This is a genomic window from Virgibacillus sp. DJP39, assembly GCF_049310925.1.
In the GTDB taxonomy this organism is placed as follows: domain Bacteria; phylum Bacillota; class Bacilli; order Bacillales; family Amphibacillaceae; genus Virgibacillus_F.
In genome coordinates this window covers 21,324-33,350 of record NZ_JBMERP010000039.1, presented here as the reverse complement: position 1 = coordinate 33,350, position 12,027 = coordinate 21,324, and the positions used below count along the sequence as shown (strand labels likewise).

Below are 12,027 nucleotides of genomic sequence, written 5' to 3'. Positions count from 1 at the left end.
TATCCGTGCTATTTTTAAAGTGAACTTTTTTTGATTTACCAAAATGAAGTTTCTCGACTGCCTGAAAAGCTCTGGTTGCAAGCTTTTGTGCTTCGAAACTTCCAATGTGTTCTTTAAACTTCCTTCTAACAGACTTCACAAAGCTATGTATTCCATATTCAGAAAAGCCATAATTTAACCGAATAGTTGAAAGTTGACTATCACGTTCTTTACACTTAGGTTTTTTAAGGAGTCTACGGTATTCTTTATCCGACTTCACTGCTTTATGTCGTTTTAAAGCTTCACCTAGGCAAGAATTATATACAGTTCTGGCAATCTTAAACTTTTTTTCCAAGCGATGTTGTTGCCAGCTAGGAATGTGCAAAGAAAATTCGATTGTATAAGTCGGTTTCGCATTTCTTACCATAGGTTTTTACTCCTCACTAGTTCTTTTGATTTTCAACGTATCTTTTAATAGTTTCGGTTGAAACATTGCCAGCAGTGGATACAAAAAACGAACGTGCCCAAAGGCTTTGAAAATGCTAAAGGTGAGGGAATTCCTCTCTTAGTTTCTTGGAAGTGAATCCCTTGATTTTTGCCATGATGTCCGAAGTACTTCGTATAGGTAGCGTTTTTAGAAACATATGTGTATGGTCCTAGTCGCATTCAATAGCAATAATTTGTATTTCCAATTCTACACACACTTCTTGCACCAGCTCTTTGAAACGTTTTTCTACATCTGCCCGAAGAAAAACCTTCCTTCTATAACGATGACAGAAAACAAAATGATAGTTTAATAACGAAACGGTTGTTTTGGTTCTTCTATATTCATCTATATATACAATTTTATAAGTATAATAAAAAAAGCGCAACTAACATGCCATAAATGATGAAATATTCAAATACTTGAAGCACCACAAACCTTCGGTTTATAAGTGGTACTCCGTATTTGACCTCACTATCATCCCACACCTAAAGGAGCGGGCTTTCTCGTTCGGAAAATCTGTAATGAATACGCAAAACCTGAAACTCCTTCAATTAATATTGGTGCAAGCAGTGCATAAGCGATTACACTTAAAGGTAGAAAGTGAATAGAATCTACCAGCCTTTCCGTCCATTCTTGTTGCCTGGATTTTAACAGGAAAGCATAAAGAATACCACCCAGCATTCCGATGAAACCCCTTAATACAGCTATCAATAATGCAAATACTAATGTATATTTAGCACCGATAACAAGGGCATCTAATAAATCTACCCCTTCGTTGTTAGATCCTAATATAAAAGGTTCTCCTGGCGCGTGTGGTGGCGTACTTTTCAGCGTTAAGCCATCAGCTTCATAGATTATATATTCTTTCTCGACATGGTTATCAGTCGTTATGGAATAGAACAAACTAACACTAATCATCCCTATAAAAAACAAGCTTCCAATAGCTATCTTATAATTTTTTAAATGGTTAATAATCACTTTAAAGACAGTTACAAAAGGTCGCCACGGTTTTATTTCACGCCAATGTATATGAGCTATACTATAGATGAAATTTGTTATAGTATGCAATGGTCGAAATGAATATTTTTCACTTGTAAATAACTGCTCGCCTTTGATTGGATCATCAACAAGCCATAAATCCACCACCTGAAACAACAGAAAGAATGGTGTGTAAAGCAATAGGAGAGTTACTGCAATTGTCATTGGTGTAAGGCTTTCCGCAATTAATGAAGTCAAACCGTGCACATTAAATATTCTCTCGATGACAAATTGGCTGGATAAGGTTGCCCAAATAATTACCTTTGAGTGTTGAAATGTTGTTGGCAGGACATTTCTGAATACATGTCGTATTAGAATTCCAAATTCTTTAATGCCCTTACTTTTTAAAAATCCTACATATTCTTTCAGCATTTCTTCTTCTATCATTAATAATAGAATTTTAAACAGTGACACCGTAGGCAAAATGGCCAGTGTGACGATTGGGGCAAAAAATACCTTTTCACCCGCAAAACCAGCTACTCTAAACAAGTCTACTCCAAATGCTTTAAACACATAAACGCTTAAAATTTGCAGTAAAATAGCAATCACAAGATCTGGGATAGATTCTAAAAAATCCAATACCCGTTTCAACCCTCCCAACCTCTTATGTGGTAGCAGATTTGATGAGAATGCTAGTACAAAGGCAAGGAAAAAACCTAGTATTATTGCTCCCCCAAATATCATCATCGAGTATATATACGGCTCCCAGATCACCTCAAAAATAGGAAATGCTACGAGAGAATCTCTTGTTCTGTATACCCACTCCTCAGGATTAGGAAGCTTAGTCAAGAAACTGCCTAACGACTGAAAATAGCCAAACACATCTGTTATACCCTTCGTTGCAAACACCTGCGGAAGAACACTAATGCAAATTATCCCGATTATACCAAGTAAGTAATAAGTTAAAAGTTTAAGTGCTCTCATTATATCCTCCGGTTGTCCAATACTTAGTTCGGTTTATTATCAACTCTTTTGAAACTTTCTGCAGACGGTTCATATTCAGGAAAAGTTTTGTGCCTTACAGCCTTTCGCATTCCTTTATGTTTCCTTAATTTATACATGACTCCAACCTTTGTCTGCTGCATCTCTTTTACCCCTTGAATAATGAACTGCATCGCAAAAATACTCACCATGAACGCTAATAATACCCATGCTATAAGCCAATATTCACCTGAGGATATAGCGTGCATTGTTGAGCCAATTAACCCTGACCATTCGTAGGTTATCGTTCTTGGTGGCGCAGCACCTAGGCCAAAGCTAACGTTTGTTCCACCAAAGAAAAAGTTGAAGATACCCAGATGCATAAAGATCAATAGCACCTGAATAAACTGCTGACCAAATAGAATTGTCATCCGAGCACCAATGTGAGGCAATACATGTCGCCAAAAGATATGAACTCTGCTCCCACCTAGTACTTTTGCACTTAAAATAAATTCATAGTTTAAGACACGCTTCATTTCATTCCCTAATAGTACGGAAGTAAGTGGTACAACCAATATCGTTAAAATTATAATTTCAAGAACAATTCGTTCCGTCATTGAATACGCGAATCCACTGAAACCCTCCATCAGGATTGGTCCCAACAAGAGATAGGCGATTACACTTAATGGAAGAAAGTGAATAGAGTCAACCATTTTTTCAATCCAATTCTGATGCCTTGGTCCAATTGCAAAGGCAAAGAACATCCCTCCAAGCAAACCAATAAAGACTCGTAAAATGGCAATAATTATGGCAAATACTAGTGTGTACTTCGCTCCGACAATAAGCATGTCATACATACTAAACCCTGCACCATCAGTACCTAGTAAAAAAGGTGTGCCCGGTGGATGTGGTGGTGTACTTTTAATACTTACACCATCAGCCTCATACAGAATTGATACCTTATCTATGTGATTGTTTGTCGTAACAGAGTAAATGAGGCTATAACTAATTAAAATAATAAAAAATAGACTACCAATTGCAAACTTGTAATTTTTCATGTGTCTAAAAAAGATAGAAAGTGGTGCCCACGGCTTTATATTCCGCCAATGAACGTTGCTAAAACTAGTAACTATATTTTTAAATAATTGGGACGGTTCAATCGAAAGCTTTCGTTTCATTTTTATTTGCTGTGTATACGTAATTTCCTGGTTTGTCCAAAGATCAACTAACTGGAAAAATAAAAAAAACGGCGTGAACAATAGAATTAATGCAGCTGCAATTGTCATCGGTTGAAAGCTGCCGACAACGTAAAAAGTCAGACCATGTACATTAAACATTTGTTCAATAATAAATTGACTTGACAATGTTGCCCAAATGATAACTTTCGAATGATGAAAGGTAGTCGGTAAAATGTTTTTCAACACATGTCGAAGTAAAATGCCAATCTTAGATATACCCTTACTCTTTAAAAAACCTACATAATCCTTTAAAAACTCTTCTTCAATCATTAACAAGAGAATTTTGAACAGAGAAACCATTGGTAATATCGATAGTGTAAGAACTGGTCCGAAAAAAGCCTGCTCGTCCATATAAGAAGCTACAGCAAACAAGTCTACTCCATATGCATGAAACACATAGATAGTTAAAGCTTGCAGGAGAGCTGCAATAACGATATCGGGTATTGATTCAAAGAAGTCCAAAACCCTTTTAATTCCCTGAATTATTCTCTGTGGCAGGAAGTTTGTCAAAAACGCGAAAATAAATGCAAATGAAAAACCTGCGAGAAGCGCACTCAATAGAATCTTCATTGAATACATATAAGGCTCCCACAAGGTTCCAAGTAACGAAAATTCTCCTGGCGAACGAGGAACCTGATAGACCCATGAATCGAATTGTACAAATTCAGGTAGAAATGCGCCTAAATCCTTAAAATAACCTAGTGGATTTGATATTCCTGTGTTGGCAAAAAATTGCGGAAACACACTTATACAAATAATTGCAAAAACTCCAAGTAAATAAAAAATCCCTACTCGGATCAATCTCATAACCTTTCCCCCCTAGCTTTAACTTATCTATTTATAATTGGTGGGTCAAAAGCCCAGATAATGTACTTTCAGGATTACTGAACAACAATGCAGTAAGATTAGTCTACTATTATTTTACCAATCTTACCACCTGTTACTTTTTCGTTTTCCATAGTAAATAGAGATACAATATAATAGACAACATAACCGAACCTGCTGAGGTTGCATAAATTACACTATAGTCATACATAAAAGCTAACTGGCCAAAGGTTATCGCGCCTACTCCAACTCCCAAATCAAAAAAGGAAAAAAATGTGGCATTCGCCATTCCTTTTCGATTGTCTGCAGCCTTATCCACTGCCCATGCCTGTAAAGCTGGTTGTACACTTCCAAAACCTAAACCATACATACCACCTGCAATTAACATTACTGTTGTGCTTGGTAGCCATGATAGCAATAGCATGGAGCCCAATATTAATAAAGCTCCGGGTAAAAATACATAAATGTGACCTTTTGCGTCATATATTTTTCCTGCAAATGTACGAGAAACCATTAAGAATATCGCAAAAACCAGGAAATAAGATTCAATACCAGGGATTCCTTTCTGCGTTGCATATAAAGGAAGAAATGATGCAATACCTCCAAATGTAACAGTAATAAAAAATAATAATAATGATGGCTGAATAGCTGTCTTTTCAAAAATATCAAACTTAACAGTTACTGACTTATTTGGAGAATTTTCAACTGTTTTATACCTGATTTTAGATGATAATAAAAATGCCATAAATCCTAGTGCTGCACAGATTAAAAACAAAGATTTAAATGAAATTATACCGACAAGCGTTAACCCTAACGCCGGACCAAATGCGAGGGCAAGATTTCCGGATAACCCAAAATACCCCATCCCTTCACCTCTGCGTTTAGGTGGGATTAAATCGGTCGCAATTGTTCCGGTAGCTGTTGTTGAAAACCCCCAGCCAATTCCTTGAACCATTCGCATGATAAATAAAAAGAAAATACTTGCTATAAATGCATATGTACCGACTGAAAAAACAAATACTGCAAGGCCAAACATATAAACAAGCTTTCTACCCTTTGATTCTAGTAAGTGACCTGCATAAGGTCTGAAAAGAAGTGCAGAAAAAGTAAAAACACCAGTAATAATCCCGATTAACTGATCACTTCCACCAAGTTCCTTTACAAATAACGGAATGGTTGGCAGTGTCATTTGGAACCCAAGAAAAATAAAAAAATTCGCCGCGCAAATTAGTATAAAATCTCTAGTCCAAATTTTATCAGAAGGCTTTGTTGCTGTAGCTAATTCAGTCATAATTACCTTCCTTTCTTCGATACCCGAAATATAATTATACAGGAGGATGACCAGAATGTGTAGGGGGATTTAAGTTCGATATCGGTCTTTCTATTAATTTTAACTAGTAGAATTCACCTTGTTTCATTTACCTATCTTTATTAATAGAATAAGATGCAATTAGCTAAGCGCTTATCACTTTAAGAATGAATTTTCATTTGGTTTTATAGTACACCTACCCTCCGATAAAATCATCACTAGGAAAGTCTGAGTTTTGCACAAAATGAATTAGAAATCTCTACTCCACCTGTTGAATTAATTAATCTATTACCTTTACCTTGTCTTAGTTAATCTTTACTTTTACAGCCTTTGTAGAGATAAAACACTTAATGAATTTATCTAACGGTCTGTTTCCACCAAAATCATCTTCATATAACCCAGCGATGACAAACCCAGCGTCAATTTGTCCTTGAATCTGATCCTCTAAGGTGTGTCCAAATTCAATCGTGTTATTTGCCTCAAGGTATTCTTCAGCTTCTCTTTCTGTTAAGTTGTCTAAAGAATATGATGGAATTGAATTTTTGACAACCAAGTTACCTTTCATATCTTCTTCATCATCAAATATAAATAGAAGAGGATTCGTAAACCCAGCAATTAAAATGCCGTTATCTCTTAGAACTCTTGATGCTTCTTTCCAAACAGGAGACAAGTTTTCTACGAATAGATTAGATACTGGATTAACAATAATATCAAACTGTTCATTATCAAAGAAATGCAAGTCCGTCATACTACCTTGTACAGTTACAATATTCAGCCCATCTCGTTCAGCAACTATTCTATCTTGTTCTAATTGTTTAGCAGATAAATCAACAACAGTAACCTCAGCACCTGCTGCGGCTAAAACTGGACCTTGTTGTCCGCCTCCAGATGCTAAACAAAGTATTTTTTTCCCCTCTAATGATTCGGGAAACCACTCCCTTGGAACAACTTTTGTTGGCGTAGTCCTTATCCCCCAATCACCCATCTTACTTTTTTTAATTATTTCTTCACTTATTGGTTTTGTGTATACAGCCCCATCTTCAACCTTCTTATCCCAAGCACCACTATTTTGCTTTAATGTATCCATTTTGTTACCTCCTAAGATTAAAAATATTAAAAACTACTATAACATAATCATTTTTCAACTAACTAGCAGGTTAGATAATTGGAAAGATAACTAATTACTATAATACCAAAATGAACGCCACTAAATGGTATGCGTTTTATAGGTCAATTCGAAAATTTTGTAAATTTATGTACTGACTGTAAGTAGGGTGCAAAGTAAGTTATTAAAACAATCTATATGCTGAAATAACACCTAGAAAACTTGTCTTATCGCCAAGCCCTAATGGCGACTTAGTTGCACTTATGCAGTAAGAAAGGATTCATACTTTCTTACCTGCCAAAAAAGGGATGCCAAACGCTATGCGATTTGCCCCCCCTAATTACTGCATTATTAGTGTTTCTCCCTGATAACTGAACCTCGTTCGTGTTTAGAAAACCTCTTTATTCGTATCGCTTTAGTGAAATTGCCTTACGCATTTTTCCTATAGCCTGCTTACCTTGTTCTTTTTTGGCTATCATTACATTTGTATAAAGCGCATCAATTATACTTAGCTGTGCAATTCTTGATGATAGCGCTTCTGAACGGAAATCTGTTTCTTCAGCAACTGTATATAATGAAATGTTTGCTTCTTTTGTTAAAGGAGACTTGGTGAAGTTCGTTATACTTATCGTTTGAACGTTTAGGTGTAGATATAGAGACAACAAGCACAAAGGACGTTCTATATAATAAAAAAGGCGAAGTTATCGCAAGTCACACTGTCAATTACCCTTTACATACTCCAAGTCCTTTAGTTGCAGAACAGGATCCGGACGAGATTTTTAATGCAGTTTTAGATTGTATGAAGGAAGTTAATAAAACAAGCGCTGAGAGAGCGAAAAATCTTAAGTTAGTAGTTTCATTCTCATCAGCAATGCAAAGCCTAATTGCTGTAGATGCTGAAAATAACCCCCTTACGAAGAGCATTACCTGGGCAGATACGCGAAGTGCAAAGTATGCCCAGGAAATTAAAGACAAGCATAATGGTCATGAAATCTATTTGCGTACTGGAACACCAATTCATGCAATGTCTCCACTTTCCAAATTGTTATGGTTACGTAATGAAAAGCCAATTATTTTTGAAAAATCTGCTAAATTCATCTCCATTAAAGAGTATGTATTTTATAAACTTTTTGGTGAATATGTCGTTGATCATTCAATTGCCTCAGCCACTGGTTTGTTTAACCTTAAAACGTTGGATTGGGATAATGAAGCATTAGAACTGGCCGGTGTTACAGCTGAACAGCTATCATCACTTGTTCCAACTACCTATCAAATGAACACATTAAAAGAGTCCTACCGTTCTTACATTGGTTTCCAAGAGAACGTGCCTTTTATCGTTGGTGCCAGTGACGGAGTATTATCCAACCTTAGTGTAGATGCAATTGAGCCAGGAGTTATTGCTGTTACGATTGGGACAAGCGGTGCTATCCGGACTGTTTCCAATAAACCACGGACAGATCCTAAAGGAAGAATATTTTGTTATGCGTTGACTGAGAATCATTGGGTTATTGGCGGTCCAGTTAACAATGGTGGTATAATCCTACGGTGGTTACGAGATGAATTTGCAGCTTCTGAAGTTGAAACTGCAAAGCGACTGGGCATTGACCCCTATGATGTATTAACTAAAATTGCATCTGAAGTAAATCCTGGTTCGGACGGGTTAATTTTTCACCCCTATATGACCGGTGAACGCGCTCCTCTTTGGGATGCGAATGCACGTGGTTCCTTTTTCGGTTTAAGTATTCATCACAAAAAGGAACATATGATACGTGCAGTATTAGAAGGGATCATTTTCAATCTTTATACCGTTTTACTGGCTCTGGAAGAATTAACTGGAGAGCCTAAAAAGATTCAGGCAACTGGAGGCTTTGCTCGTTCGGAGATGTGGCGTCAATTAATGGCAAACATATTTGATAAGCCCTTAGTGGTACCTGAAAGCTATGAAAGTTCTTGTCTTGGAGCTGTCGTATTAGGTATGTATGCATTAGGCGAAATAGATGATTTTAGCGTTGTTAAAGAAATGATTGGTCAAACACATACACATCATCCAGATGCGTCAACTACTAATGTTTATAGAGAACTTCTCCCTATTTATATACGACTGTCACGTTTATTTAGCGAGGAATATGAAAGCATAACGTCTTTTCAACGTAAACATATAGGAGATGAGACGTCTTAGATTTTACTAATTACAAGCTATATGTAAAAAGAACCACAGACAATGTTGTGGTTCTGGATAAGTTAACCTGCTACAAATCCCGCTACCCTAACTTAGACCTGTTCACCTACCTTTTAAAGGTAAGTCGATAGGTCTATTTTCTATTAATCAATTTTATTACTAACGCAAGCAAAGCAATTAAAAAGGTACCAAACCCAATCAGTACCATAAACACTTCATAAAAACTCATGCTGGCACCACCTCCTAGTAAGAGGAAGGATAGCAATTATTCCTTAAGGGACTTATCTGTTGTATTATATTAACCGCATCTCCAAATGGTAACGTCGTTCACACAGAAGGCGCATCCATTTTTAAAAGTGTTGTTCTAGCAAAAAGTAATAGTATGCCGTTATCATTTGAGACATGCGCTGGTTAATCATATGTATAAACTGCGACATAACTGCTGGTTGTTTTCCGCTGCGGACCGTTGCTTTCCGCGGGCACGGCTTCAGCCTCCTCGAGAAAACCACTCTCCGGGGTCTTCAGACTCGTGCTGTTCCCGCAGGAGTCAACGGTCCTCCGCTCCAAGCAACCGCCATAATTGTTGGTAATTCATGCGCAAATCGATAAAAAGGATTTCTATCGTTCACCACAACAGCGGAGAAAAAACACGAGGACTCCTGCGGGAAAGCAAAGTGTTGAGACCCCGCAGTGAGCGGTCTTTGCGAGCTTAGGAGGCTCAGCGCAAGCCCTAAGGTGCGCGTAGTGATTTTTCCCAGCGATCGCAGGATGGCGAGAAAATTTTCACTACATCGCATTTTGTATCAATTACGAAGATTAAAAAGCAACAAAACTTACGAAATGAGCCGATTTTAAAGCTAATGGAATTTTGTTATACTAGTGTAAACACGAAAGGGGAAATTTAAATGGGAATTTTTGATGGGATGATGGGCAACGCTTCAGAAATAGAGCCAAGTCAGGCTGAAAAGGAAATACCTGAACTATTAACTGCTTCAGAAAAAGTAGAGCATGCTTATAAGCTGATACGTGATTTAATTATTTTCACCAATAAGAGGCTTCTCTTAATTGATAAACAGGGAATGACCGGCAAAAAAGTCGAATATCACTCTATTCCATACAGAAGTATTTCACATTTCGCCATTGAAACAGCTGGTACATTTGATCTTGAAGCTGAACTTAAAATATGGATTTCAAGCAGTCAAACACCTATTCAAAAAACCTTTAATAAACAACTCAATATTTATAAGGTGCAACGTGTTCTGTCAGAATATGTAAATGGTTAACATTAAGAAGGGAGGAAGCATTCTTTTCTGCCCCTCTCTTCTTTTAATGGAAAGCTGTCAGGATAATTGTACTCGCCACTACCACCACACCAAGAAGAATACGCGGCAATTGGATTGCCCCCTTGTGAGGTTACTTCATTTAAACATATTCGAGAAAAAATACCATACACTATTTTATTATTCTAAAACCGGAAATCCGCCTATTAATTTTTCATATGCATGGCTGGCACGCAATACGAGTCCGTCGTTAAAACGATTTCCTGCAAGCTGCATGCCGATTGGCAAACCACTTTTGGTAAACCCTGCTGGAATAGAGGCAGCAGGCAATCCTGTCATATTATAGATATGTGTCATCATCCAATCTGAATCAGCTTCAATCTTCTCGCCTTCAATTTCCTCTGGCCCTATCAATTGATGGTCAAACGCTGGGATTGCAAGTGATGGTGACATAACGAGATCATAGGTTTCAAAGTGCTTTTGAAGTTCTTTCCAGACAATTGTTCGTTTTTGCTGATACCCAATGTACTCACTTGTTGAAATATCGAACCCTCGTTCAATCATTGTTTGATAGGAAGGAGTTAGTAATTCAGGGTGATCACGCAATAACGTCCCGCCTCCTGCCGCCGCTGACGCATACCAGGTATTTTTGAAAAATCCTAGAAACTGATGTAACGTCATGCCAAAGTCCATGGATACTTCTTCCACATCTGCACCTAACTCACGTAACTTTACCACCTGTTGGTCGATGACATGCAGTACCTCTTTATCTACTGTGTACATACCAAAATCTCTTGTGAAAGCAATCTTAACACCTGTTAAATCGCCTTCTAATTGATTGACTAAATCCTCATCAAATCTAGGTAATGAAAATGGATCTGTTGTTGATGGACCTTGTGTTACATCAACAAAAAGTGCTGCGTCACGAACAGTTCGTGAAAGTGGTCCATGATTTACGAATGGATTGTTCGAACCAAAGGCGTTTACTGAACTATTATCCATTGGAATTCTACCGTATGATGGTTTAAATCCATATACACCACAAAAGCTTGCTGGAATCCTGACAGACCCTCCTCCATCACTTCCTTCAGCGAACGGAACCATATTGGCCGCAACAGCAGCGGCTGAACCGCCACTGGAACCTCCCGATGTTTTATCTAAATTCCATGGATTCTTAGTTGCTCCAAACAACAAGTTATCCGTCGTTCCTTTGTGACCGAAATCAGGCGTATTTGTTTTGCCAAGAATAATAGCACCGGCAGCTTTTAACCGTTTCACTATTGTTGCATCACGATCAGGTACATTATCTGCAAAAACCTTTGTCCCAAAAGTGGTTCTAATCCCCTTTGTAGGTGTTAAATCTTTAATACCAACTGGTACGCCATGTAAAGGTCCTAGTTTTTTTCCATCAATAACATCTTGATCTGCTTGCTTTGCTTCTTCCATGGCATTTGGATTGACTGTTACAAATGCATTTACTTGCCCATTCTTTTCTTCAATCTGTTTCATGTAATATTCCATCACCTCGACGGATGAAATAGATTTGGATTTTATTTTTTTTGCTAGATCGTCTGCTGTATAGTTTTCAGGCATACGGGAACCTCATTTCCTTCATTTTCAATAGAAACAATTGTATCATTTTTTCCATAAAGTTATTAAATTAAAC

The 12,027-nt window shown here is 37.4% G+C and carries 8 protein-coding genes and 3 pseudogenes; 2 read left to right on the top strand and 9 right to left on the bottom strand.

All coding sequences use genetic code 11. The annotated features are described in order from the left end of the window. The 7 genes and pseudogenes from ACOI1D_RS13145 to ACOI1D_RS13115 form a co-directional block, all read right to left on the bottom strand. Positions 1–406, bottom strand: a pseudogene (locus ACOI1D_RS13145) (RNA-guided endonuclease TnpB family protein); the annotation flags it as partial. Between the two features lie 16 nt (positions 407–422). Then, a pseudogene (gene tnpA / locus ACOI1D_RS13140) lies at positions 423–815 on the bottom strand (IS200/IS605 family transposase). Positions 816–940: 125 nt separating this feature from the next. Then, positions 941–2,428, bottom strand: a complete 1,488-nt coding sequence (locus ACOI1D_RS13135; RefSeq protein ID WP_422501744.1) for an ABC transporter permease subunit — start codon at positions 2,426–2,428, stop codon at positions 941–943. Between the two features lie 23 nt (positions 2,429–2,451). Next, positions 2,452–4,470, bottom strand: coding sequence for an ABC transporter permease subunit (locus ACOI1D_RS13130; protein WP_422501743.1), 2,019 nt, complete (start codon positions 4,468–4,470; stop codon positions 2,452–2,454). 133 nt (positions 4,471–4,603) lie between these two features. Continuing rightward, entirely contained in the window at positions 4,604–5,779 is a 1,176-nt protein-coding gene (locus tag ACOI1D_RS13125; protein ID WP_422501742.1) for an MFS transporter, read from the bottom strand. A 322-nt stretch (positions 5,780–6,101) separates the two neighbouring features. Further along, the gene (locus ACOI1D_RS13120) at positions 6,102–6,884 is read right to left on the bottom strand and encodes a class I SAM-dependent methyltransferase (RefSeq protein ID WP_422501741.1); all 783 of its coding nucleotides are present in this window, start codon (positions 6,882–6,884) and stop codon (positions 6,102–6,104) included. Positions 6,885–7,303: 419 nt separating this feature from the next. Next, positions 7,304–7,537: pseudogene (locus tag ACOI1D_RS13115) on the bottom strand (MurR/RpiR family transcriptional regulator); the annotation flags it as partial. Between the two features lie 17 nt (positions 7,538–7,554). On the opposite strand from ACOI1D_RS13115, the gene gntK reads away from it, so the two are divergent. Beyond that, positions 7,555–9,081 (top strand): gluconokinase, encoded by a 1,527-nt coding sequence (gntK, locus tag ACOI1D_RS13110; protein WP_422501746.1) that lies wholly within the window; start codon positions 7,555–7,557, stop codon positions 9,079–9,081. A gap of 133 nt (positions 9,082–9,214) precedes the next feature. Here gntK and ACOI1D_RS13105 read toward each other — a convergent pair whose 3' ends face one another. Next, entirely contained in the window at positions 9,215–9,310 is a 96-nt protein-coding gene (locus ACOI1D_RS13105; RefSeq protein ID WP_422501740.1) for a putative holin-like toxin, read from the bottom strand. Positions 9,311–9,986: 676 nt separating this feature from the next. Here ACOI1D_RS13105 and ACOI1D_RS13100 point away from each other — a divergent pair. After that, positions 9,987–10,364, top strand: coding sequence for a PH domain-containing protein (locus ACOI1D_RS13100; protein WP_422501739.1), 378 nt, complete (start codon positions 9,987–9,989; stop codon positions 10,362–10,364). A gap of 177 nt (positions 10,365–10,541) precedes the next feature. On the opposite strand, the gene ACOI1D_RS13095 is transcribed toward ACOI1D_RS13100, so the two are convergent. Continuing rightward, positions 10,542–11,954: an amidase gene (locus ACOI1D_RS13095; RefSeq protein WP_422501738.1), complete on the bottom strand. Its 1,413-nt coding sequence runs from the start codon at positions 11,952–11,954 to the stop codon at positions 10,542–10,544. Between the last annotated feature and the right edge of the window lie 73 nt (positions 11,955–12,027).

Excerpts from the sequence above, each read along its gene's own strand:
- ACOI1D_RS13135 (WP_422501744.1), bottom strand. The coding sequence starts at position 2,428 with ATGAGAGCACTTAAACTTTTAACTTATTACTTACTTGGTATAATCGGG.
- ACOI1D_RS13130 (WP_422501743.1), bottom strand. The coding sequence starts at position 4,470 with ATGAGATTGATCCGAGTAGGGATTTTTTATTTACTTGGAGTTTTTGCA.
- ACOI1D_RS13125 (WP_422501742.1), bottom strand. The coding sequence starts at position 5,779 with ATGACTGAATTAGCTACAGCAACAAAGCCTTCTGATAAAATTTGGACT.
- ACOI1D_RS13120 (WP_422501741.1), bottom strand. The coding sequence starts at position 6,884 with ATGGATACATTAAAGCAAAATAGTGGTGCTTGGGATAAGAAGGTTGAA.
- ACOI1D_RS13105 (WP_422501740.1), bottom strand. The coding sequence starts at position 9,310 with ATGAGTTTTTATGAAGTGTTTATGGTACTGATTGGGTTTGGTACCTTT.
- ACOI1D_RS13100 (WP_422501739.1), top strand. The coding sequence starts at position 9,987 with ATGGGAATTTTTGATGGGATGATGGGCAACGCTTCAGAAATAGAGCCA.
- ACOI1D_RS13095 (WP_422501738.1), bottom strand. The coding sequence starts at position 11,954 with ATGCCTGAAAACTATACAGCAGACGATCTAGCAAAAAAAATAAAATCC.